At 67.4% G+C, this 21402-nt stretch carries 32 protein-coding genes and 1 tRNA gene; 9 read left to right on the top strand and 24 right to left on the bottom strand.

Going from position 1 to position 21402, the window contains the following annotated elements; genetic code table 11:
* Nucleotides 1-3: 3 nt before the first annotated feature.
* The 3 genes from NL126_RS16055 to NL126_RS16045 are packed head-to-tail and all read right to left on the bottom strand — an operon-like array spanning nt 4 to nt 2032.
* Complete coding sequence (locus NL126_RS16055) at nt 4-1149, bottom strand: outer membrane protein assembly factor BamB family protein (RefSeq protein ID WP_255195894.1); 1146 nt, start codon at nt 1147-1149, stop codon at nt 4-6.
* Nucleotides 1150-1193: 44 nt separating this feature from the next.
* On the bottom strand, nt 1194-1571 hold the full coding sequence (locus NL126_RS16050) for a thioredoxin (RefSeq protein WP_255195893.1): 378 nt from the start codon (nt 1569-1571) through the stop codon (nt 1194-1196).
* A 41-nt stretch (nt 1572-1612) separates the two neighbouring features.
* A complete protein-coding gene (locus tag NL126_RS16045; protein WP_255195892.1) occupies nt 1613-2032 on the bottom strand; it encodes a DUF488 domain-containing protein in 420 nt (139 codons plus the stop codon).
* A 92-nt stretch (nt 2033-2124) separates the two neighbouring features.
* Between NL126_RS16045 and NL126_RS16040 the strand changes: the two genes are divergently transcribed.
* Nucleotides 2125-3036, top strand: a complete 912-nt coding sequence (locus NL126_RS16040) for a PLP-dependent cysteine synthase family protein (protein ID WP_255195891.1) — start codon at nt 2125-2127, stop codon at nt 3034-3036.
* Here the strand turns inward: NL126_RS16040 and NL126_RS16035 are convergent.
* The 3 genes from NL126_RS16035 to NL126_RS16025 are packed head-to-tail and all read right to left on the bottom strand — an operon-like array spanning nt 3003 to nt 4657.
* Nucleotides 3003-3866, bottom strand: coding sequence for a hypothetical protein (locus tag NL126_RS16035; protein WP_255195890.1), 864 nt, complete (start codon nt 3864-3866; stop codon nt 3003-3005). The genes NL126_RS16040 and NL126_RS16035 overlap by 34 nt on opposite strands.
* Nucleotides 3867-3911: 45 nt before the next feature.
* On the bottom strand, nt 3912-4367 hold the full coding sequence (locus NL126_RS16030; protein ID WP_255195889.1) for a DUF5804 family protein: 456 nt from the start codon (nt 4365-4367) through the stop codon (nt 3912-3914).
* A gap of 38 nt (nt 4368-4405) precedes the next feature.
* On the bottom strand, nt 4406-4657 hold the full coding sequence (locus NL126_RS16025; RefSeq protein WP_255195888.1) for a hypothetical protein: 252 nt from the start codon (nt 4655-4657) through the stop codon (nt 4406-4408).
* A gap of 87 nt (nt 4658-4744) precedes the next feature.
* On the opposite strand from NL126_RS16025, the gene NL126_RS16020 reads away from it, so the two are divergent.
* A complete protein-coding gene (locus NL126_RS16020) occupies nt 4745-5113 on the top strand; it encodes a hypothetical protein (RefSeq protein ID WP_255195887.1) in 369 nt (122 codons plus the stop codon).
* A gap of 170 nt (nt 5114-5283) precedes the next feature.
* Here NL126_RS16020 and NL126_RS16015 read toward each other — a convergent pair whose 3' ends face one another.
* Nucleotides 5284-6498 carry a methionine adenosyltransferase gene (locus NL126_RS16015; protein WP_255195886.1) on the bottom strand — a complete coding sequence of 405 codons (1215 nt, stop codon included), beginning with the start codon at nt 6496-6498 and terminating at the stop codon, nt 5284-5286.
* 112 nt (nt 6499-6610) lie between these two features.
* The gene (gene cyaB, locus NL126_RS16010; RefSeq protein WP_255195885.1) at nt 6611-7144 is read right to left on the bottom strand and encodes a class IV adenylate cyclase; all 534 of its coding nucleotides are present in this window, start codon (nt 7142-7144) and stop codon (nt 6611-6613) included.
* Nucleotides 7145-7236: 92 nt separating this feature from the next.
* Here cyaB and NL126_RS16005 point away from each other — a divergent pair, with 92 nt between their 5' ends.
* The gene (locus NL126_RS16005) at nt 7237-8223 is read left to right on the top strand and encodes an FKBP-type peptidyl-prolyl cis-trans isomerase (protein WP_255195884.1); all 987 of its coding nucleotides are present in this window, start codon (nt 7237-7239) and stop codon (nt 8221-8223) included.
* A 174-nt stretch (nt 8224-8397) separates the two neighbouring features.
* Here NL126_RS16005 and NL126_RS16000 read toward each other — a convergent pair whose 3' ends face one another.
* Together NL126_RS16000 and NL126_RS15995 are read right to left on the bottom strand one after the other, a co-directional pair.
* Nucleotides 8398-9024 (bottom strand): RAD55 family ATPase, encoded by a 627-nt coding sequence (locus NL126_RS16000; protein ID WP_255195883.1) that lies wholly within the window; start codon nt 9022-9024, stop codon nt 8398-8400.
* A gap of 65 nt (nt 9025-9089) precedes the next feature.
* Nucleotides 9090-9689 carry a MinD/ParA family ATP-binding protein gene (locus NL126_RS15995; RefSeq protein ID WP_255195882.1) on the bottom strand — a complete coding sequence of 200 codons (600 nt, stop codon included), beginning with the start codon at nt 9687-9689 and terminating at the stop codon, nt 9090-9092.
* A gap of 113 nt (nt 9690-9802) precedes the next feature.
* On the opposite strand from NL126_RS15995, the gene pyrB reads away from it, so the two are divergent.
* The 3 genes from pyrB (at nt 9803) to NL126_RS15980 (ending at nt 12227) form a co-directional block, all read left to right on the top strand.
* Complete coding sequence (gene pyrB, locus NL126_RS15990) at nt 9803-10705, top strand: aspartate carbamoyltransferase (RefSeq protein WP_255195881.1); 903 nt, start codon at nt 9803-9805, stop codon at nt 10703-10705.
* The gene (pyrI, locus tag NL126_RS15985) at nt 10702-11160 is read left to right on the top strand and encodes an aspartate carbamoyltransferase regulatory subunit (RefSeq protein ID WP_255195880.1); all 459 of its coding nucleotides are present in this window, start codon (nt 10702-10704) and stop codon (nt 11158-11160) included. The genes pyrB and pyrI overlap by 4 nt, the downstream gene beginning before the upstream one ends.
* Nucleotides 11161-11357: 197 nt before the next feature.
* Nucleotides 11358-12227, top strand: coding sequence for an alpha-amylase family protein (locus NL126_RS15980; protein ID WP_255195879.1), 870 nt, complete (start codon nt 11358-11360; stop codon nt 12225-12227).
* Between the two features lie 21 nt (nt 12228-12248).
* On the opposite strand, the gene NL126_RS15975 is transcribed toward NL126_RS15980, so the two are convergent.
* On the bottom strand, nt 12249-12806 hold the full coding sequence (locus NL126_RS15975; protein ID WP_255198857.1) for an NUDIX domain-containing protein: 558 nt from the start codon (nt 12804-12806) through the stop codon (nt 12249-12251).
* A 170-nt stretch (nt 12807-12976) separates the two neighbouring features.
* On the opposite strand from NL126_RS15975, the gene NL126_RS15970 reads away from it, so the two are divergent.
* Complete coding sequence (locus NL126_RS15970; RefSeq protein ID WP_255195878.1) at nt 12977-13183, top strand: DUF1918 domain-containing protein; 207 nt, start codon at nt 12977-12979, stop codon at nt 13181-13183.
* 4 nt (nt 13184-13187) lie between these two features.
* The gene (locus NL126_RS15965; protein WP_255195877.1) at nt 13188-13616 is read left to right on the top strand and encodes an RNA-binding protein; all 429 of its coding nucleotides are present in this window, start codon (nt 13188-13190) and stop codon (nt 13614-13616) included.
* Nucleotides 13617-13737: 121 nt separating this feature from the next.
* Here NL126_RS15965 and NL126_RS15960 read toward each other — a convergent pair.
* Both NL126_RS15960 and NL126_RS15955 read right to left on the bottom strand, forming a co-directional pair.
* Nucleotides 13738-13821, bottom strand: a tRNA-Leu gene (locus NL126_RS15960).
* Between the two features lie 39 nt (nt 13822-13860).
* Entirely contained in the window at nt 13861-14385 is a 525-nt protein-coding gene (locus NL126_RS15955) for an MOSC domain-containing protein (protein WP_434084147.1), read from the bottom strand.
* A 70-nt stretch (nt 14386-14455) separates the two neighbouring features.
* On the opposite strand from NL126_RS15955, the gene NL126_RS15950 reads away from it, so the two are divergent.
* Nucleotides 14456-14764 carry a transcription initiation factor IIB family protein gene (locus NL126_RS15950; protein ID WP_255195875.1) on the top strand — a complete coding sequence of 103 codons (309 nt, stop codon included), beginning with the start codon at nt 14456-14458 and terminating at the stop codon, nt 14762-14764.
* A 45-nt stretch (nt 14765-14809) separates the two neighbouring features.
* On the opposite strand, the gene NL126_RS15945 is transcribed toward NL126_RS15950, so the two are convergent.
* From NL126_RS15945 to NL126_RS15895, 11 genes are all read right to left on the bottom strand, one after another.
* The gene (locus NL126_RS15945) at nt 14810-15307 is read right to left on the bottom strand and encodes a phosphopantetheine adenylyltransferase (RefSeq protein ID WP_255195874.1); all 498 of its coding nucleotides are present in this window, start codon (nt 15305-15307) and stop codon (nt 14810-14812) included.
* Nucleotides 15308-15344: 37 nt separating this feature from the next.
* Complete coding sequence (locus NL126_RS15940) at nt 15345-15806, bottom strand: winged helix-turn-helix domain-containing protein (RefSeq protein ID WP_255195873.1); 462 nt, start codon at nt 15804-15806, stop codon at nt 15345-15347.
* A gap of 74 nt (nt 15807-15880) precedes the next feature.
* On the bottom strand, nt 15881-17002 hold the full coding sequence (locus NL126_RS15935) for a glutamate--cysteine ligase (protein WP_255195872.1): 1122 nt from the start codon (nt 17000-17002) through the stop codon (nt 15881-15883).
* A 57-nt stretch (nt 17003-17059) separates the two neighbouring features.
* Nucleotides 17060-17689, bottom strand: a complete 630-nt coding sequence (locus NL126_RS15930) for a fibrillarin-like rRNA/tRNA 2'-O-methyltransferase (protein ID WP_255195871.1) — start codon at nt 17687-17689, stop codon at nt 17060-17062.
* Nucleotides 17682-18518 (bottom strand): NOP5/NOP56 family protein, encoded by an 837-nt coding sequence (locus NL126_RS15925; RefSeq protein WP_255195870.1) that lies wholly within the window; start codon nt 18516-18518, stop codon nt 17682-17684. Before NL126_RS15925 ends, NL126_RS15930 begins: the two co-directional genes overlap by 8 nt.
* Before the next feature lie 66 nt (nt 18519-18584).
* Nucleotides 18585-19037 (bottom strand): MaoC family dehydratase, encoded by a 453-nt coding sequence (locus NL126_RS15920; RefSeq protein ID WP_255195869.1) that lies wholly within the window; start codon nt 19035-19037, stop codon nt 18585-18587.
* Between the two features lie 40 nt (nt 19038-19077).
* Nucleotides 19078-19617: a hypothetical protein gene (locus NL126_RS15915; protein ID WP_255195868.1), complete on the bottom strand. Its 540-nt coding sequence runs from the start codon at nt 19615-19617 to the stop codon at nt 19078-19080.
* A 54-nt stretch (nt 19618-19671) separates the two neighbouring features.
* Nucleotides 19672-19839 carry a 1,2-phenylacetyl-CoA epoxidase subunit PaaE gene (gene paaE / locus NL126_RS15910; protein WP_255195867.1) on the bottom strand — a complete coding sequence of 56 codons (168 nt, stop codon included), beginning with the start codon at nt 19837-19839 and terminating at the stop codon, nt 19672-19674.
* The gene (gene paaD, locus NL126_RS15905) at nt 19836-20252 is read right to left on the bottom strand and encodes a 1,2-phenylacetyl-CoA epoxidase subunit PaaD (RefSeq protein ID WP_255195866.1); all 417 of its coding nucleotides are present in this window, start codon (nt 20250-20252) and stop codon (nt 19836-19838) included. Before paaD ends, paaE begins: the two co-directional genes overlap by 4 nt.
* Nucleotides 20245-21069: a 1,2-phenylacetyl-CoA epoxidase subunit PaaC gene (gene paaC, locus NL126_RS15900; RefSeq protein ID WP_255195865.1), complete on the bottom strand. Its 825-nt coding sequence runs from the start codon at nt 21067-21069 to the stop codon at nt 20245-20247. Before paaC ends, paaD begins: the two co-directional genes overlap by 8 nt.
* Nucleotides 21069-21401 carry a phenylacetic acid degradation protein PaaB gene (locus NL126_RS15895; RefSeq protein ID WP_255195864.1) on the bottom strand — a complete coding sequence of 111 codons (333 nt, stop codon included), beginning with the start codon at nt 21399-21401 and terminating at the stop codon, nt 21069-21071. Before NL126_RS15895 ends, paaC begins: the two co-directional genes overlap by 1 nt.
* Nucleotide 21402: the final 1 nt, after the last annotated feature.

The raw sequence follows: 21402 nt of genomic DNA, 5'->3' as shown, positions 1-21402 counted from the left end.
CGACTACTCGCCGCCCAAGTCGCCGAGTGCCACCAGGCCCAAACTCTCGTTGCTCGTGTAGAAGACGGCCCCGTCGGCGATCGCCGGTGGCGTCGTCACCGCCACGTCGAAGCCGTCTATCTGGTGCCGCCAGCGAACCGAGCCGTCGGTACGGTCGAGTGCGACCACGCCCGGCACGTCGGTGAACACGGTGACGACGGCGTCCCTGCCGACCGCCACGCCCGTGTCGACGGTCACCGACCCGTCGGCCCGCCACTGCTCGGTGCCGTCGGCGAGCGACAGCGCCACCACGCCGTCGCCGGGCGTGTAGACGGTTCCGTCGGCCACGGCCGGCGGGGCGTTCAGGATGCGGCCGCCCACTCGCGTCTGCCACTGTTCGGTCCCGTCTGCCGGGTCGAGTGCGAACAGCACGTCGCCGTCGCGGACGAGCACCGACTCGGGCGTGAACGTGGGTGTCGAGGGCAGGTCGTCGAGCGGCCGTCGCCACCGCTCGGTGCCGTCAGCCTGGGACAGTGCCACGAGCGCGACCCCGTCGCCGCCGGCGGTGAACCCAGTCAGGTACACGCTGTCGTCGCCGACTGCCGGCTGTTCGGCCGCGCGGAACCCGTTGCGCCACTGTTCGGTTCCGTCGGCCGTCGCGTACGCCACGGTGCCGCCCTCGTCACAGGGGACGACGACCTCCCCGCCGGCGGCCGAGAGCGCGTCCGCGGGGCGACCCGGGAGCTGCACGGTCCAGTGTTCAGACCCATCCGAGAGAGCAAACGACCGGAGTCGCTGGTCGTTGGTCGCGACGACGAGTCCGTCGGCGGTGAGCGCCGGCGCGTGCCGGGCGTCGTCCGAGAGGTCGGCCTGCCACTGCACCGACCCCGTCTTGCCGTCGAGCGCCGTGACCGAGTCGTCGACGGTGTAGACGGTCCCGTCGGCGAGCACAGGCGCGGCGGTGTGGATGTCGCCAGCGTCCCACGCCGGTTCGACCCGGTCAGGAACGCGAACCTCGGCCGCTCCCGCGTTTCGAGCGTCGTGTGCTCGGTGTCGCCACTCACCGGTCGGTGTCTCGGGGAGCGACAGGTCCGGGCCGGTACAGCCGGCGAGCGCGGCGAGGCCAGCGGCACCGGCGGTGAGAACCTGCCGTCGTGTGGAGGGCGGCATATTCGAGCTTGCTGGGGCCGCCGACAAGTGCCTTCTGTGTCCGGTCAGTAGCCGTCGAGGCGCTCGGCGAGCCAGACGGCGATGGGGCGGTCCTCCTCCTCGACGAAGCGGACGACCTCCTCACCGTCGATCTCGACGACGACCGTCGGGATGTACTCGATGTCGTACGCCTCGACCTCCGGGCCGACCTTGGAGCCGTCCTCGGCCTTCTCGACGGGGTAGTGTTCGATACGCTCGTCGGGGATGCCCGCGGCGTCGAGCGCCGCGCCGAAATCGGGCAGTTGCTTGCGGCAGTCCTTGCACCAGTCGCCGCCCCAGACCTTGAACACGGTCGACTCGGGGAGCGCGGCGAGTACGTCGACGCTCTCCTCGTAGGACGGGGCGTCCCACGCCGGGTTGGGGCGCATCGTCTCCAGTTCCATACTCGGGTGAGAGAGACGACGGCTCTTGAGCGTGGCGTTGCTCACAATCTGTCCAGCAGCCGCTCCCGAAGGACGCGCCGGTGACATCGCTTGTTCTCCCCTTCGAAACAGACGAGTGCAATGTCTTCGCCATCGTGCAGCCGGTCGATGAGGCCGTCGAGGGCAGCCTGCGCGTCGGCGTCGCTGTCGAGGAACGCGCGGTAGCGGCGCTCGAAGTCGACCTCCTCCCACGCGGCGTTGTGCGCCCCCTCGTCGCACATTCCGGCGAGCTTCAGCTCCTCGTGGCGCTGCTTCGTCTCGTCGAGCAACGGCTCCGGCGGGCCGAGCACGGCGACGTTCTCGTCGACGAGCGCGTTGAACCACCCTGGCGGCTTGCGGACGACGCCGACGACGGTGCCATCGCCATCGTAGAGGTCGTGCTGGATGGCCGCGGCGTACGTCTCCTCGACGGAGCCAGTCATCACCGTCAGCTTGCACGTCAAGGACCGAAAGAGTTCGGCAGGCCATGCCGGTGTCCGTAGACACCTTACGTCCGACCGCGGAAGGGCCTCCAATGAACGACGACATCCTGGGGACCATCGGGTCGCCGCTCGTGGAGGTCGAGTCGCCCCCGGGGGCCACCATCGCTGCCAAGATCGAGTCGAAGAACCCCGGCGGGTCGGCGAAAGACCGACCCGCGCTCGCGATGATCGAGGCCGCCGAACGCGAGGGCGCCCTCGAACCCGGCGACCGCATCGTCGAGCCGACCTCCGGGAACACTGGCATCGGCATCGCGATGGTCGGCGCCGCGAAAGGGTACGACGTGACGCTCGTGATGTCGGCGTCGAACTCACCGGAGCGACGGCGCATCATGCGGGCGTACGGCGCTGACCTCGACCTCGTCGAGGGTGACATCTCCGACGCGAAGGACCGGGCCGACGAACTGGAAGAAGAGCACGGCGCCGTTCAGCTCCGGCAGTTCGACAACCCCGCGAACCCCGACGCCCACTACCGAACCACAGGCCCGGAAATCCTGGAGCAGGTCGGTGACCGCGAGGTGGACGCGCTCGTCGCCGGCGTCGGCACCGGCGGCACCATCTCGGGCATCGGCCGGCGGCTCCGCGAGTTCTTCCCCGACATGGACGTTGTGGCGGTCGAACCCGAGGATAACGCCGTCCTCTCCGGCGAGGAGCCGGGTGACGGCGGCTTCCAGGGCATGGGTCCGGGATTCGTCTCGCCGAACCTCGACCGCGACCTACTGACCAGCATCGAGAAAGTGAGCATCGACGAGGCAGAAGCCGAGTGCCGACGCCTCGCCCGCGAGGAGGGCATCCTCGTCGGGCAGTCGTCGGGCGGGTCGAACGTCGCGGCCAAGCGTGTCGCGAAACGACTCGTCGACGACGGCGTCGACGACCCGCTCGTCGTCACGGTGTTCTGGGACTCCGGCGAGCGCTACATGTCGACCGGCATGTTCGACGACGACTGAGCCGTCGACGACCGGCCCTGCCCAACGACATCGCGGACGAACAGGAGCGTGGCGACGTTCAACAGGAGCGCAATCGGCGAACTGACGACGATCGCCGCCGCCAGTCCGAACGGCTCCGCGGCGAACGCGAGCGCGGAGATGGGAACCGAGAGAACCGCCGAGATGAGGACGTAACCGAGGAAGAAGCCGACAATTCGCCCGTCGTTCGTCGCCAGCTCGAACGAGTGGCGGAGCGCCGGCGCGAGCCCGATGTCCTCGATGACGACCAGATACGGCGTCGCGAAGAACAGGTACGCGAACACCAGCAGAGCGATGGCGACGACGACGATGAGCGGGATGGCGACGGCTCCCGTGGCCACCAGCAGGACGCCCACGCCGGCTTCCAGCAGCGAGAACCCGACGAGAGGGCGGGCGTACCGCTGGACCGCCGCGAGGAAGTCGAATCGGCCGTCGAGCGCGGCTTCCATACTCCCGAGGTAGCCTGCGGCGAGCACCCCGGAGACGACCGCCGAGACCACCAGGGCGGCGACGAACACCGGAATCGAGTCGAAGCCGGCCATCCCGGTCGACACACCGTTCGGCTGGGCGTTCACGAACGACCAGAGCGTCGAGACGGGACGCGGAACGCCGAACGTGACGCTGAAGACGCGCTCGGTCTCGGTGACCGTGACCTGCACAGAGTCACCGTTCGCAGGGTTGGGTCGAGTGGGTTCGAGGAGGCTACGGATTCGGCCGACGTCGAGCAGCGTCGCGATTACGGGGACGAACAGGAGCGGCCACACACGGGCCGCGTGCTCGACTGTGCGGGAGAGCAGACTGTCGGAGGGCATCGTCAGTGGGTCTCGCCCCCGGGAGAAATGGATTACGCTCGGGAACTACGCGCCGAACTCGGCCTCGGTGACGCGCACCCGGACGGTGTCCTCGACCTCGCGGAGGTCGTAGTCGGGGAGTGTCTCACCCGTTCGGGTGACGAACATCGGCTCGACGAGTTCGTTCTCGCCCGTCACGCCGTACACCTTCAGGAACCGGCCCGAGTCCTCGGGCTCGATTTCGTCGTCGCGGATGGCCGCGGCCAGCGTTCGCGAGAGCCACTCGGTCTCTGAGACCGATGGCTCCAAGACGAGCGCGGTGTCGGTGAAGCGGACGAGATACCAGTTGAGGTCGTTCAACAGCGAGACCGCCGCCCCGAGGCTGATGGTCTCGAGGCCGACGGTGTTGGTGTACGGTTCGGTGAGGTCGTAGGTGGCGAGCGCGTCGCGGGCCGTCTCGCGGGAGACGAGTTCGTAGCGGAGGTTCACGTCCTCGGTGCCGACGAGACACACCCGCGTCATGTCGTGGTCTGGATGCGGCCGGCAGAAAGCGGTTTCGCTTACAGGAGCGGTGCGAGCAGTTGCGTCACTGCCCCGACGAGGACGATGAACGCTCCCGCGACCGAGAGCGCCTGTCCGGCCGGTCGCCACCAGCCCTCCGAGTAGAGCGCGGCCACCACGCCGAACGCGAACAGCAGCAGCGCGATGGTCTCGATCTGTGCGGCGACGAAGTCACCGGAGAACCGGAGAACGATGCCGAGCAGCACGCCGGTCACGCCGGGACGCTCCTCGAGGACATCCATGTACGCCATACCCCGACATCTCCACTCTATAACATAAATCGGGCGGTGGAGTGGACGTGGAAGGACTTTTCTCCCGGCGCCGAACAGTCGATGGCAATGTACCGGACGGTCACCCGGCTGCTCGGGCTGTCCCGGGCGTCGCGAGGCGTCAACGGGACGGTTGTCGGCGCACCAGCAAACCTCACCGTCGACCACGCGGCTTCTCCCCGGTGGACGAGCGACGGCACACACCTCGCGGTGACCGTCCGGGTGCAGAACGAGGGGAGCGAGCCGCTCGGCCCCACCCCAGTTCGGGTGCGGTTCTACGAGTCACGGTGGCTGGGAGCGACCGAAACGGCGCTCGAACCAGTGGCACGAGCCACGGACTGCATCGAACCGGGCGACACCGCGACGGTGGAGGTTGGGTGGAGCGACTCGGTCTCGGTGTCGAGATACGACGTTGAGGTCGGCAGTGAGATGGAGTGAAGCATCCGCGAGGCGCGCGGCACGCGCCGAGCGGTTCGCCGACTCGAGCGTAGCGAGAGTCGGGACCAAGGGCCGACCGTAGGGAGGCTCGCAGTGTCTTTTTAGTCCAGATTTTTGCCCGAGCGAGTCGCTCGCGGTTTGAGCGACGAGCGAGGTGCAAAAAGGTGGGTTCAGAACGTGGGGAGTTCGCCGTGAATCACGCGCTCGGTGATGCCCGTCACGTCCGCGAGCTCGCGGTCGATGATGGCCTCGACCTCGGTTTCGATATCGGTGACCGAGACCCCGTCCTCGGTGACGAGCGTGGCGTCGGCGACGTGTGGCTGGTCGATGGGCTGGCCGATCTGCGAGAGCAACCGAATGCGGATCTCGCGGATGCCGTCGACCTCGCCGACGACGGCCTGGGCGATGGCCGTCGAGAGCAGGTTGTAGATCTTCCCGATGTGGTTGACGGGGTTCTTGCCCGACGTGGCCTCCATCGACATCGAGCGGTTCGGAGTGATGAGGCCGTTCGCGCGGTTACCGCGGCCGACGGAGCCGTCGTCACCCTGCTCGGCGGAGGTGCCGGTGGTTGTGAGATAGATGGCGCCCTCGTCGATGTCGTCGGCGGTGTTGACGTGGACGGTCACCTCGCGGTCGGTGTACTCCGCGGCGAGGTCAGTGACGTACTCCCGGACCGACTCGACGGCGGCGGCGTAGTCGTGGATGTCGGCGACGTACTCGTCGACCATCGCGGCCGCGACCGTCACGTCGATATGGTCGCCCTCGCGTTTGCCCATCACCTTGATGTCCTGCCCGAGGTGGCCGTGGGGGTAGTCCTCGATGAGCCGCTTCTCGGTGTTGAGGACGATCTGCTCCGTCTCGGTGAGGGGGGCGTGGCCGACGCCGAACGACGTGTCGTTGGCCATCGGGACCTGCGCGCCCTCCTCGCCGAAGACGGTCTGCAGGTCGCCCGAGCCCTCACCGAGCTTCACGTCGACGATGACGTCGGTGTCGAGGTCGAGCTCCGGGAAGTGCTCGCGGAGGTACTCGCGGGCGGCTTCGAGCGCGATGCTCTCGGCGGGAATCTTGACGACCGTGTCGTCGTCCAGTTCGTACTCCTTGGTCGCGCGGCCGACGACGAGGATGTAGATGGGCTCGACGACCTCACCGCCGCCGAACGCCGGGGCCGCCGTGCCGGCGACGAGCTGCGTCTCGTCGGTGTTGAAGTGCAGGACCTTCCCGACGCGGTCGAGATACGCCCGGGCGAGCGCCTGGGAGACGCGTTCAGCGATGCCGTCGCAGATAGAGTCCGGGTGTCCGATGCCCTTCCGCTCGACGATCTCGACCTCCTGGTCTTCGACGCCGCGCCCGACGACGGGCTCGACGCGAATATTGCGGTCACTCATTGCCGTAGCTACCGAGCGGCCGGTTCTATAACTTACGGAAAGAATCTCGGTCGTTGAGATAACCCGTGCGCATCAACACGTCAGTCGGCGTGGCGGTGTGGGGGAACGAGCGTCACGAAGCGAGCAGGAGCCCGAGATACGAGGTCCGGACCTGTTCGTCGGGGTCGAGGTCCAGTCGTCGGAGCAGTTCCTTCGCGCCCTCGCGTGCGGGTTCGATGTCGGTTTCGACTTCGGTTTCGACTTCGACGTAGGTGCCGAGTCCCTCGACCGAGTCGAGCGTGACCGTGTAGCCGTCGAGCCGGTAGAACTCGCGGTCCTTCTCGACGGTCGCGGCGGGCGTGAACCCGAGCCCATCGGCGATGGCTGCGGCCTCCTCGCCGTCGTCCACCTCGACCTCGTGTTCCTCACGAGTCTTCGACTCGACCTCGACGAGCGGCCCCTTGTAGGTGAGCTTAGCTGTCTCGCCGGCCTCGTCGTGCTCTCGGCGCAGCCGAAACGCCTCGTCCGTCTCGGCGAAGTTCCGATGGGGCGCGTCGTAGTAGGTGTCCACCTGCTGCACGCGCCCGTCGTGGGTCGCCCCGAGTTCGTCCAGTCGCGCACGGACCGCGTCGTGGTCCGCCTCGACCTTGAGTTCGACCTCGTACACGCCTGCGGCTGCGCGACCGACCGAGAAAACGCTGGCGACCACGCGACGAACGAAACGTGATTGTTAAGGGTCGGACGGGTGACGGTGGAAGTATGAGCGACGAAGCCGATGAGGTCGAGGAGACCGAAGAAACGGCGGACGTAGACGAAGAGACCGAGGCCGAGACCGAGGAGGTCGAGGAGACGGAGGAGGAAGCAACCGGACTGCAGGCCGGCGACTTCGTCCGCATCGCCTACACCGCCCGCACCGTCGAGGGCGACCAGCTCGTCGACACGACGGACCCGGAGGTCGCCGAGGAGGAGGGCGTCGCGGACCAGGGCACCTTCGAGCCGCGCGTCATCGTGCTCGGCGAGGGCCACCTGTTCCAGAGCGTCGAGGACGACATCATCGGCCGCGAGGTCGGCGAGTCCGGCTCCGTGACGCTCGGTGCCGGCGAGGCGTTCGGCGAGTACGACGACGAGAACGTCCGGACGGTCGCCGCCAGCAAGATCCCCGAGGACTCGCGCCGACCGGGCGCACAGGTCCAGATCGACGGCGAGCAGGGCTACCTCGAGACCATCATCGGGGGCCGCGCTCGCGTCGACTTCAATCATCCCCTGGCGGGCGAGGAGATCGAGTACGAGTACGAACTCCTGGGTGAGGTCACCGACCAGCTCGAACAGGCTGAGGGCCTGCTCAACATGTTCCTCGACATGGACCTCGAGATGTGGATCGAGGAGGAGGAGGTCGAGGAGACCCGCGTCGAGGAGCCCGACGAGGACGACGAGGACGCCGAACCAGAGACCGTCACCGAGACGGTCCAGAAGACCTCGCTGTACGTCGAGGCGACCCCGCAGCTCTCGATGAACCAGCAGTGGATGTTCCAGAAGCAGCAGATCGCCCAGCAGATCGTCGACAAGACCGGCATCGACCGCATCGTCATCCAGGAGATCCTGGACGGCATGGGCGGCATGATGGGCGGCATGGGCGGCATGATGGGCGGCATGGGTGCCGGCGGCGCCGAGGGCGCTGACATCGAGGAAGCCCTCGAAGAGGCCGACATCGACGCCGACGAGATCGTCGACGAGATCGAAGAGTAACTGCGGACGGCTCCCGGTTTTTTCAGTCAGTCCAGCGGACGCACTCCCTCGCGAGGACCGCGCGAGTCGAAGCGGTAGAACTAGTCGTGCACGTAGCTACGCCAGAGTTCAGTCGGCCACCGTGTCTCCACCGACCGTCGTATCGAGTGCCACCACGTGTCTTCGGGCGGGAGATTACGCGATGTCCCGCGAGGTGTCGATAGCGACCTCCTCGGCGAGTTCGAGTTTGATGACGTCCGGGATGGCGACGCCGCCGCGGAACTTCGGTACCGTCAGGCGGTTCTCGATGCGGTCACCGTTCACTCGGGTGTCGAGGTCGAAGACGATGTCCGACATGTGGAGCGTCGTGTCCCGGAGGTGTGGTACGTCGACGCCGTCGAGACAGTGGAGCAACGCGAGCGACCCCGTGTTGTAGATGTGGTTCTGCAACTCGTTCATGAAGTTGCGGAACCGGGGGGCCTCCTGTCGCTCCAGCACGTCGAGTGGGTCGATGATGAGGTTCGAGGACTCCGGCAGCGCCGAGACCAGTTTGGTGGCGTTGTCGAGCGGTGCCTCTCCCGCGACGTCGCGGACTGTGGGGTCACCCGTCTTCGCCGGCGAGCGGTCGATGGAGGACGTGACGGCGTCGCCCGTTCGGTTTAACGAGAGGTAGAGGGTGCCACGCGTCGCCGTGAGTTCGTAGAGGAACAGCTCCGCCTGGCTCGCTGGAGAGGCGGTGAGCGTGACGATACTGCCGGCCGGGATACCGCCCTCGAGTTTGCGGTCGAGGACCTCTATACCCGTCCGTAGCCGTTCCACCATTGGCACTGTATGCCCACCGCGTACGGTTAAATATTCTGTCGAATTCGTAACCAGTAATGCGGTGCTTACACGGCATCTCGGAGGGGTTGGTACGCAGTAGTGTCAACTGTAGTAACACTCTGTGTTCCGTGTGACGGCACCGCAACCGGTGACGAAACGTCAAGCTTACTGGCAACTACTGGTACCGATGTCGTCTCGTTGAACACGGTGGCGGTCGGTGGTGCATCGAGTCGCCGGGCGAGCACCGAGGACTTCAACGCATCAGCAAGCGCACACTCCCTCGGCCTGGTGACCACCAGCGAGTCGGTGGCGGCCCGAAGAGCGATGCCGTGTGGCATACCGGCACCTGCCGGACAGTCAACGAGGACAGGACGGTCGGTCGTGGCGAGGCGGTCGAGGACCTGCTGGAGCGTGGTCGGAGGGGTTCCCGGTTGCGTGCCGAGGACCGTCACGCCACCGATCGTCGGCGCGGCAGCGAGTGGCGCTCCCGCCGACACAACGCCGAGCCCGTCCGGTTCGACACCCGCCATCGCCGCGAGGTTCGGCAGGTCGAGGTCGGCGTCGACCACCACTGGCCGGCGGCCAGCCTGTGCCACGGCGCGGGCGGTCCCGAGTGCCGTCGTCGTCTTCCCGACCCCACCCTTCCCGCCGGTGACCGCGAGCATGGAGTGGGTGGCCGCGGTATCACACTTCAACGCTCGCACGACGCGTGGTGGCTCCTCCCACCGAGCGGGTCGGGTCGGGAGATTCAAGACCGGTGCGACCCCGGTATTCACCGATGCGGCACGACCACGTCATCAGCGCCAAACAGCTCTCGCGGGCGGACATCGAGGCGGTGTTGGACCGCGCCGCCGAGATCGACCGCGACCCCGGGGCGTTCGCGGACACCCACGCCGGCAAGCTGCTCGCGCTCTGCTTCTTCGAGCCGAGCACGCGGACCAAGATGAGCTTCGACACCTCCATCAAGCGCCTCGGCGGCGACGCCGTCGACATGGGTCCCGTCGAGTCCTCGTCGGTGGAGAAGGGCGAGTCGCTCGCCGACACGATGCGCGTCGTGGAGGGGTACGCCGACGGCATCGTTCTCCGCCATCCGAGCGAGGGGGCAGCTAAACTCGCCTCCGAGTTCGTCGACGTCCCGGTCATCAACGCGGGTGACGGCGCGGGCCAGCACCCGACCCAGACGCTGCTCGACCTCTACACCATCCGCGAGAACGCGGGGCTCGACGACATCACGGTGGGTATCATGGGCGACCTGAAGTACGGGCGGACGGTTCACTCGCTGGCCGCGGCGCTCACGAACTTCGACGTTCGCCAGCACTTCATCTCCCCGGAGAGCCTCCGACTCCCCCGGAACATCCGGTTCGACCTCCACGAGTCGGGCGCCGACGTCCACGAGCACCGGAACGTCGAGGCCGTCCTCGACACGCTCGACGTGTTGTACGTCACGCGCATCCAGCGCGAGCGGTTCCCCGACGAGAACGAGTACCGAAAGGTGGCGGGTGAGTACAACATCGACGCCGCCCTCCTCGAGTCGGCGAAAGACGACCTCACCGTGATGCACCCGCTGCCCCGTGTCGACGAGATCGCCCCCGACGTGGACGCGACGGACCACGCGAACTACTTCGAACAGGCACACAACGGCGTCCCGGTTCGGATGGCGCTACTCGACGAACTACTATGACAGAGAAGGAACTCCGCGTCTCGAAGATCGAAAACGGCACCGTCATCGACCATGTCCCCGGCGGGCAGGCGCTCAACGTGCTCGCCATCCTCGGCATCGACGGCTCAGGGGGCGAGGAGGTCTCCATCGGGATGAACGTCCCCTCCGACGCGCTCGGCCGCAAGGACGTCGTGAAGGTCGAGGGGCGCGAGCTCTCGCAGAACGAGGTCGACGTGCTCTCGCTCATCGCACCGCGGGCGACCATCAACATCATCCGGGACTTCGAGGTGGTCGAGAAGCTCCGCGTCGAGCGCCCCGAGCGCGTGAAGGGCGTGCTCTCGTGTCCGAACGCGAACTGCATCTCGACGGGTGACGAGCCCATCGAGTCGACGTTCGACGTGCTCGACGACGGCGTCCGGTGTGCTTACTGCGACACCATCATCCGCGACGACATCGCCGCACACATCGACGTCTGAGAGGGCCACGAGACCGACCCACCAGAAAGGCTTTTTCGCTGGGCCACGTCCTGTCGCTCGATGTCCAAGAAGGCCATCTTCCTCGTCGCGCTGGCGGCCATCGCCATCGCGTACGTGGCGCGCCGCTGAACCGCCCGATCACCACCCCGCACACTTCTTTCGAAAGACGTACCCCACCAGCCCCGCTACCCCGTGTCATGAGCTACGGGGTCGTCACCCGAAACGCCGAGGAGGTCGACATGGCCGAGTTCGACCTCGCGTTCTACGAGGTCAAGGACGTCTCCGGCCGCGCGAACGAGCCGCTCTCGAACGCGGTGAACATGGTGTCGTGTTTCGGTGACAACGCCGCCGCCTCCGAGAATCCCGACCTCGTCCCCGTCAACCCGGAGGGTCAGGAGGCGACCCGCGACCGGACGTACTTCGACTGGGCGTACATCTGCCCGACCCACGAGGGGTACAAGGAGGGGCTCCTCGAGATCATCGAGGACTGCGCCGACGCGAACGAGGACGTCCGGCTCGACGACGTGGGCTTTCCCCGCCCCGAGTACTGCTACTGTGACCGCTGTAACCAGGCCTTCGAGCAGTGGGTCGAGACGCGCCACGAGCGCGGCGAGGGGCCCCCACCCGCGGAGACCGGTCCCGAGGACCGATTCGCGTGGCGCGCCTCGGTCATCACCGAGTTCGTCGAGGACGCGGTCGAACGCATCCCCGGCAAGACGTACTTCACCCTGTATCCGGACCCGTACGGCGACCACCTCTACGAGCGGTCGGGACTCGACCTCGCGGCGCTCGAACCGCTCGTCGACGAGTTCGTGATTCCGCTGTACGACATGGCGTACTCGACGACCTACTGGCTGGAGGTCATCGCGAGCGGGTTCGCCGACCGACTCGACACCCCCATCTCCGTCGAGCTGTACGCCGTCAACGTCGACATCGACGACCTGCTGCACGCGACGGACGTCGCCGAGGCGTACGGCGAGCACGTGCTGTTCGGCTACGACGCCTCGAACGCGCGGGCGGCACTCCGCCGACGCGACGCCGAGTCTCGCGAGGGCAAGAGCTGGTAGTCGCGACGGAGCGCCGGAGCGTTACGAGAGCACGCGTTCGCGCCAGGCGACGAGGTCTTCGCGGTCGCGGGTGTCCTCGGGGAGGTCGTCGAACCACCGCGCCTCGCTGATCTCGCCGTCGGGGTCCGCGACCTCGGGTTCGGTCGTCACGGCTTCCGCCGCGAAGACGGGGAGCACACCCCACGTCTCGTGGTCGCCCGACGACACCTCGACGCGACCCAGCATCCCGAGCCCGTCGTACGCCACCTCGACGCCAGCCTCCTCTGCGAGTTCTCGCTCGGCGGCCTCGCGGAACGTCTCGCCGGGGTCGACCTCGCCCCCTGGAAGCACCCACAGGTCCACCCCCTCGTGGCGCACGAGCAGGAGCTCGCCCGAGTCGCGGTAGACGACCGTGTGGGCACCGTAGGGGGCCCCCGTCTCCCGAATACGCTCGGCGAGCGTCCGGAACCGGCGACGTGAGACCCGGCGTTCGTAGTCGGGTTCGAGCGTCGCATCGTGGCGTGCGGTCAGTCGGTGATACGCCTGTTCGGCCTGCTGGCTCGCCTCGTCCGCGAGATACCAGAGTCGGTCGACCGTCATGGAGCCGGGAGGGCGGATGACGGCCGCGACCGCGGAGCGCACGTACGAGCGTTCATAGCCGCGGCTACGAACGTCCCTCGCAATAAGCCTTCGACCGGCTCACCCGGGCGAACGACCCCTCGTTGCCCGAAAGCGACGGGCTTTTGGCTCGGTCGGCAGAAGCCAGACGCATGAGCTTCGAAGAAGGCGACAAAGTCGTCCTGCACGACGAGCACAGCGACTTCGACGGCGAGGTCGGCACCGTCGAGACGGTCTCCGAGACGATGTTCGGCGACGAGAACTACGTCATCTCCTTCGAGGGCGGCCAGGAGGCCGGCATCTCCGAGGACGCGCTCGAAGCCGCGCCGGACGACGCCGACGAAGACGACGAAGAGTAAGCCCGTGAGCTCGGTCCCGTTCCACTACGTCGACCTCCGCGCGTTCTGCTACGAGACGGAAGACGAGAAGCGCGTCGGCGACGCCCTCCGAACCTTCCTCCCCGAGGACACCGAACTGGAACGGGTCGTGACCGAGGGCCACCACGGCGACCGCATCCTCGTGCTCTCCGTCCGCCTCGAACGCGCCGACGAGGTCCGCCACGTCCTCTCGAAACTCGCCGACCTGGACGACATCGACACCGTCCTCAACGAGCTCGACCACCGCGTCGACGACAACTGTGCGTTCTTCCTCACGCTCGACAAACAGGCCGCGTTCAGGGGCCAGGTGAAACGTGGCGACGGCATCACCTTCCGCGCGAAGGTCGAAGCCTATCCCGCGAAGAAGGAGAGCGCCATCGAGAACGTCCGCGAGACGTTCGAAGAGTTGCGGTAGCGCGAGACCGGATTTGAACCAGAACCAGACGTGCTCGCTCACTCCGTTCGCTGCGCGCGACTGGTAGGGTTCAAATCCGCTCGTTGCGCAGACACGCCTCTCACGTCCGTTCGAGGCGGTATGCGCGGGACCGGATTTGAACCGGCGGACTCCTACGAGACAAGGTCCTAAGCCTTGCGCCGTTTCCAGGCTTGGCTACCCGCGCGCACTCCGAAATCCGACCGAGGGCGACAAGAACCTGACGCTATTCGCTTTCGTGCCGTGACCGAATCGCCGCGGCCAGTCCAGCCCCATCGAACGACAGGTCCTCCAACAGCTCCACCTCGTCACCCACCTCGACGGTTCCGGGTTCGACCACGTCGGCACAGATACCACCCTTGCCCCTGAGTGCCCGCATCACGCCCTCCTCCCCGGCGAGTTCCTCGACGTGGCGACACGGCGGGCGGGGGCGCGTTCCCTCGAAGGTCGCCTCGCCGACCCGGAACCGGGCGTTCAGCAGGTCATCGAGGTCTGCGCCCCGGAGCACGACGTTCCGGCGGTGCCGCCCGTCCGAAAGGTCGATTCCAGCCTCCTCGTGGATGGCATCGAGGTCCTCGCTGGCGACGAACGTCACTTCACAGACGTCCATCGGGGCGTAGTAGCCCGTTCCATTCAGGTAGCGGTCGCCCTCCAGCCCGCCCGGCACCGCACGAACGCTCGTGACGGACGCCATGGGGGCGGAGCCCTCGGCGGTGATCCAGAGGCGCTCGACGTGGCCGGTCATACCCATCAGCACGCACCCAGCCCGGATAACTCCCACCTGCCGCTGGGATTAAGCCGCCCCCCACCCAAGCCAGGTCGTGTACCGCGCGAGCGACGAGGTGGCGAACGAGGCGTGGCTGGCGACGCTCGACGAGGCTGCCGAACGGCTCGACCTCTCGGCGGACGCCCGCTCGCGTGCCGCAGACCTGTTCCTCTCGACGGTGCCGAGCGAGGACCGCTCCAAGAAGCCCGCGCTCGCCGCCGCCATCTACGTCGCCACGCTCACCACGAGCGAGGGCCGGTCACAGGGCGACGTCGCCGATGCCGTCGGAGTGTCGCGACTCTCGGTTCAGCAACGCTGGAAGGAGTTGATGGAGGAAGCGGGACTAGAGCCGCCGTCGTGGTGAGTGTCTGACCGTCGCTCGGCTACTCCAAGGCGTCGCTCCGCTCGCTCATTCGGAGGCCTCACTTCGGTCGGCCTCGCGGCCGTCACGCTCCGGTGTGAGGGTTCCGTGTTCGTCGATTTCGCCGATGACGATGCGCGTCGAGGAGATGATACCGCCGTCGTCCGCACGGACGTGCTCGACGACTTCGAGGTCGAGCGGGTCGAGCCCCTTCTCCTCGCGGATCTCGTTGACCTTGTTCCCTCCGTCGACCGTCTCGGGCGAGACGATGAGCACGTCGAAGCCGGGTTCGGTGGCGATACCCATCGGGTCTTCCAGTTGGCGGACCTCGAACTCGCGGTCGCCGGCCAGCTCCGCGAGCACCGCCTCGAGATCACGTTTTCGCTCGTCGAAGGGGCGGACGTACCGCTCCTGGTTGCGTGTCTGCGGCGCGAGTTCGTCGCTCGTGAGCCCGACCGTCACGTCGCCCAACTCGAACGCCCGCTCGAACAGCGCGCGGTGTCCGTCGTGGACGGGGTCGAACGTCCCACCCAACACGACCTGCATGGCTACGGACAGGGAGGGCCCCGATAAAGTGGTGTCGCTACTCGTCTTCGGACTGCACTTCGATGGAGACGGGGCCCTCGCTCGACTCCGACTTCGACTGCTGCCCGCCGAGGAACTCGTCGAGGTTGAACACCGTGTTCAGCTCACCCTGCACCTCCTCGACCACGTCGCCCACGAGCTTCGACGGGGCGATAGCCTCGTACTCGTAGGGGTTGTTGCCAGCCCCGGACGACTCGCGTTTGTGCCGGTCGACCTTCTCGTCGGCGGTCAACTCGGCCAGCGCTTCGCGGACCGTACTCGGGTACAGCCCGGTTCCCTCGGCGATCTCCTCGCTCGTGCTGTTCGGGTGTTCGCGCAGGTGGACGTAGATTCGAGCGCGGGTCTCGGTGTCGAGCACCCACGCGAGCAGGTCAACGATGCGGGCGTCGAGCTCCTCGGCTCGGTCCTCCAGTTGCTCCCGCACCTTCTCGTCGGCGGGGTCGGAATCGTCGGCAGACATGCGTCGTCTCGTGTGGGACACAACGTGGGTGCGCGGCAAAAATCCCTCGCTCCGCCGGGGAGAAACCGCGCGACTCAGAGCAGGAGCGACTCGCAGAGAACGTCGACGCCGTCCTCGCGGAGCCGTCGCTGTCGAGTCGCGCCGGACTCGGACTCGTAGAGGTCGACGATACCCGAGACACCGAGCCGCGAGGCCTCGCGGTCGACGAGTTCACCGAGCGAGACGGGGGCTTCGGACCTGCGGTCGAGGAGTTCGGCGTCGTGACCGTGGCGGAGCGCCCGCCACTTGTTCTCCTCCAGCACCTCCCGACGGTGGTCGCAGCCGACGGCGCCGTCGCGAGGGCCGAACCCGGTCGATTCGTACACTTCCCACGGGTCGCTCGCGTCCTCGTACTGCTCGCAGAGTTCCTCGACCAGCGCCTCGATGTACTCGACGAACGGCATGACACGGGCGGAGTCGGACTGGCCATCGGGTGTCCGGACCTCGACCGTACCGTGGCCGCTGTGAGGGCGAACGTCGTACCAGAGTTCGCCGCGGTCGTTGATGCTCCCGGTCTCGATCATCTGGCGCTCGAACGCGGCGTACTCCTCGAACCCAACGAACGAGGTCGGGATCCCGGTGTTGGGTAGTCCCTCGAAAATCTTCGCGCGCGCCGATTCGAGCCCCGTGTCGAACCCGTTCCAGTACGGCGAGTTCGCCGAGAGCGCGAGCATCACTGGCAGGTGCCAGCGGAGTTCGTTCGCGACCCAGGTCGCCTTGTCGGCGTCGTCGACGCCTACGTGCACGTGGAGCCCCGCGGTGGTGTTCCGGTGCTGCGGATACTGGATGCGGTCGAGTTGAGCGCGGTAGCGTGACTTCTCGGCGTGTTCCAGTTCGCGCCAGATTGCGAGCGGGTGGAGTCCCGCCCCCGCAATCTTGAATCCACCACTCGCCGCGTGTTCGACGAGCGCGTTGCGGACAGCGTTGAGTTGCGTTTCCGCCTCGGAGAGCGACTCACAGGTCGGCGTCTGCGTCTCGATGACGCACTTGAACAGTTCGTGGTCGAGCCGACCCTCCAGTAGCTCGGGCGGGTCGAGTTCGTAGACGAGTTCGTCGGTACCCGACGTCGGATAGCCGCGCTCGTCGACGACGTAGAACTCCTCCTCTACTCCGAGCGTTCCCCGTCGGTCGAAGGCGTCTGCCGACCCGAGTTCCATCGCCGAACAGTCCGACCGCGGAGCCTAAAGTGGTTCCGTTACCGGGGACTCACCGACTCAACGTTTCCGGGCGACCACGCCGAGGTGGTCGTCGTGGAACGGTTCGAGCCGCTCGGTCGCGACGACGTCGTAGGCGGCTTCGAGCGTGTCGAGTTCGCGCTCGAACACCTCGCTCGGGTTCGCTACCACGTCCTCGGAGCGGGCCTTGATGGCGGCGAGCAGGACGCCTCCCTCGTCGAGGAACGTCGCGTTCGCGTTCGCCACCTTCGCCTGCCCCCGGGTGGCGACGTCCTGCACGATGACGTCGCAGGGCTCGACGACGTGCGCGTACGTCTCGGGCTTCCGGGCGTCCTTGAGGAGCGGAAAGAGGTTCGGGCGGGGCTCGGCCGCGTCCAGCAGGTCGCGCGCCGGCCGAGCGGCGAACTCCACGGCGTACGTCGGCCCCGCGAAGTCCGCGACGTGTGAGACGGTCGTCCCCGCGGCGGCCCCGAGATAGAGCACAGTCTCGCCACCCTGGAGTGTCGTGTCCAGCCCCCTCTCCAGCATGGCACCGAGCTTCGATCGACGGGCGTCCCACGCCCGCCACCCCTCGTCGGTGGGCTCGCCGTAGACCGGTTCACCCTCTGTCGCAAGCCGCTCTCGGCCGTCGAACGTGCGGCGCTCGACGCCCGCCGGGAGGTCACTCATCGGCCTCACCTCGGGCGCGGATGGTCGCCATCCGGTCTTCGAGCTGGCGTTCGATGTCGGGGTTCAGCTCGCCCTTGTAGTAGTCGGACCGGGCCGCAATCGAGAGCTTCCCTGCGAGCGCGCGGGCGGCACTTCCCCGGTCTTCGCGCCGCGTCCCCCGAACGTACTCGTGGGTGTAGATGACGCCGTGTTTAGGCGAGGGCGCCCGACCCCGGAGGTGCGCGAACAGCGCGTCCTCGGCACCCAGGACCTGGAGCGTCCCGCTGGGCTTCTTCGCGAGGGAACCCAGTCCACCGGCGAGCGCGATCAGTCGTGCTGCAAGAACCGGCCCTGCGAGGTGAGCGAGGTTCGGCGCGACCTCGGGTGCGGTGCGCTCGATGTACGCCCGGAGGTCGTCCCGCTCGTCGGCGAGTGCCACCACGCGCTCAGCGAGCGCGACCGCCCGCTGTTCGGTGGGGTCGGCTGGCTCGCGGTCGACCACGGCGCGGGCGCCGTCGATCCCGGTTCCGGCCTCTTCGAACAGGCTGCCGGCCCACTCAGCGAGGCGTTCGGCGAGTTCGTTCGCCGTGCGTTCGCAGTCGTCCATCGCTCGCACAGCGTGGATGAGTTGCTTGTCGCCGGCGCGCTCGGCCTCGGTGACGGCGGCACGCGTCGCGGCCATCGTCGCGGCGTGGAGCGCGTCGTAGTACTCCTCTTCGTCGGCCGCGAACCCCGACTCGACGGCCAGCGCCGGCCAGTCGTCGGGGGCGTCGGCTCGCCCCTCGCGTACCCGTTCGGTGGCGGTCTCGCCGTCGCCGGGGTCGAGACCGTCGAACCACGCATCGCTCATATCCCCGAATCCGGCACGCGGTGGTAAAGAGGCCGCGGTCTCACCGGCGTTCGTCACAGCCCCGAACTACGCGTCGCGCCGTCGGACGACGTTGTACGAGGTGATGGACAGCACCTCCGTCCCGTCGTCGGTGAACACCCGCCGGTCGAACGAGACGTACCCGCGGTCCTCGCGGCTCTCCGAGGGGGTCCTCTCCGCCACCTCGATACGGAGCGTGAGGGTGTCGCCGGGTCGGACGGGTTCGTGCCACTGGAGGTCGTCCATCCCGAGCCCACCCATGTTCGCCAGCCCGCCGTCGCCCACGAACTCGGTGACGAACAACCGAACGGAGAGGCAGAGCGTGTGCAGTCCACTCGCGACGAGTTCGCCGAACATCGAGTCTTTCGCGGCCTCCTCGTCGACGTGGAACGGCTGGGGGTCGAACTGCTCGGCGAACTCGACGATTTCGTCTTTGTTCACGGTGTAGCCTCCCGTCTCGAACGTGTCGCCGACCGAGAGGTCCTCGAAGTAGAGCGTCATGGGCGGGCTACGGGGGGGCGGGGTAATGGGCTATCGGGTGTCAGAAGCACTGGACGACGCGCCCCGACTGGCGAGTGGGCGTCTCGTCGTAGTCGGCGGTCGCCCGGACGAGTCGGCCGTCGGTCAGCCAGTACGTGACCGGAACCCGTGGCCCGTCACCGTGAATCACTGTCGGAGTGCCGTCGGCCGTCTCCGTGCCCGCGGCCCACGTGTTCGTCTGCGAGTTCAGGCGGACGCGCCAGCCGTCGGCCGTCTCGGTGACCCGCACGTCGCCAACGTTCGTCGTGACCCGCGTGCTGATACGCGAGAGGCGGCCGTTCCGGGCGTACGCTTCCTCGTAGGCGACGACGTACGCGCGGACGGTCGACTGGTTCAGCGTCCCCGGACGGTCGGGCAGGTCGCTGGGCGCCACCTCGTCGCGGACGGGGTCGACGGTCTCGCGCTGGTGGTCGGTGCAGGTAGTCGTGGGCGAGACGGTGGGTGTTGGTGACTTGGTTGGCGACTCGCTGGTCCCGACGGGCCCGGCCGTACAGCCGGCCAGCAAGACGAGCGCGGTCGCGAGGAGGGCGGCGGTTCGCATACCTACGGCTACCGAATCGCTCGTAAAGTGCTTTCAGGAAGGTCAAACAGCCGCTTACGCCATCGCTTCGAACGGCTCCTCGCAGTCGTGACAGTAGTGAATCGACCGGCAGAGCGACGGCCCCTTCGGATGTTCGCGTTCGGTGTTCTCACCGCCGCAGTACGGACACGCCGCAGGGCCAGTGTTCTCGGTCTCCGTCGAGGGGTCCGGTCTGAAGTTCATATGCTCACCCCGAACTCGCGGAGGGACTGCTTGCCGGCTTCGGTGACGAGATTCAGATTCCACTCCGGCGACCAGACGAGGTCGACCTCGGCAGAGTCGACGCCCTCGGCGCTCACAGCGGCTTCCTCGACGTCGTCGAGGAGCATGTTCCGGGCGGGACAGCCGGTGTACGTGAGGGTCATCCGGACGCGGGCGTGCCCGTCGTCGACTTCCACACCGTAGATGAGCCCGAGATCGACGATGGAGACGGGCATCTCGGGGTCCTCGACCTCGTAGAGGGCGTCCCAGACGCGGCGCTCCACGCCGGACGAGCCCTTGCCTGTCGCAGGGAGGTCCGCGGGGTCGACCCCCTCCCGGTAGTCGGTGTAGCCACAGTACCGCGGGTCCTCAGACTCGAACTCGTGATTAGACATCGGCCTCGTCCGGGTCGACCATGAGCTTCGCGGGCTCGCGGCCGAGCATCTCGTAGGTGTACGTGAACTCGTTGTAGAGTCGCTGCCAGTCGGCGGTGTGCGAGCCATCGCGGCCACGCACGTCGGGGAGGTCTGGCTCCGGCACCGTCAGCCCCAGCCCTTCGAGGAACGGGGTCGTGACCGCGAGCCAGTCCTCGCGGAGTTCGGCCAGGGGAACGGGGCGAATCCCGAACTCGACGATAGCCTCCTCTTCCTCGGTCGGGGCGAACATCGTCTGGGCGTGGGGGTAGAGCCGGTCGAGCGCCGACTGGAGCCGCCGGTGTGCGTCGCTGGAGGCGTCCTTGCCCTCCGTCAGGCGCTCCAGCCAGTTCTCGGCGTGGTCGCGGTGGTAGTGCTCCTCGCCGATGACCTTGCCGACTCTATCGGCGATTCTCGGATAGGAGGTCTCCCGCAGCGCATCGAGCCGCAGTGCCTCGAAGTGGTCATAGAGATAGCCACGGAGCACGCAGTCGGCCCAGTCACCTTTCTCGAAGGCGAGTTCGGCCATCGTGGTGTGGCGGAACCGGTCGGGAGAGCGCTCCCAGATGAGTTCGGGTTCCGTGGGGCCAAAATCCTCGAGGAGGTCGTACCAGAGCCGCGCGTGGCCGTACTCGTCCTGTGCGATGTTGGCGATGGCGAGGTCCGCTTCCAGCGTGGGGCCGCGCACCTGCCAGTCGATGTAGCGCTCGGCCATCACGAACTCGTCGTCCGCGAGGGATTCGAGTTCGGCCTGGACGGCCGCTCGCTCGGCGTCGGAGAGGTTCCGTGGGTCAAGCATCAGTCGTCACCCTGCGTTGCCTTGCGGTCACGCTCTGCCTCTGCCTGCTCGCGCTCGCTGTCCTCGATCTCCTCGGCCATCTCGCCGGTGGAGTAGTTCGTCGCCCAGCGGTACTCCTTCTGAGTGAGCCCGCCCATCGCCACGTCGTGTTCGTCGGCGTCGACCGTCTCGATCGCGTCTTTGGGGACGACCCACAGCGAGTTCGCGGGCTTCCGGCGGGCGTGCATCACCTGCGCGTACTGCTTGGCGAGTTCGGCGTTCGGCGCGTGGACGTCGCCGACGTGGACGTGGTAGTCCTTCCGCTTCTCCTGTCTGAACACTTCCCAGCGCATG

The organism is Halorarius litoreus (assembly GCF_024362405.1).
GTDB classification, from domain to species: domain Archaea; phylum Halobacteriota; class Halobacteria; order Halobacteriales; family Haloarculaceae; genus Halorarius; species Halorarius litoreus.
The sequence above is the reverse complement of the archived record's forward strand: the minus strand, read 5'-3'. Positions and strand labels throughout refer to the sequence as shown.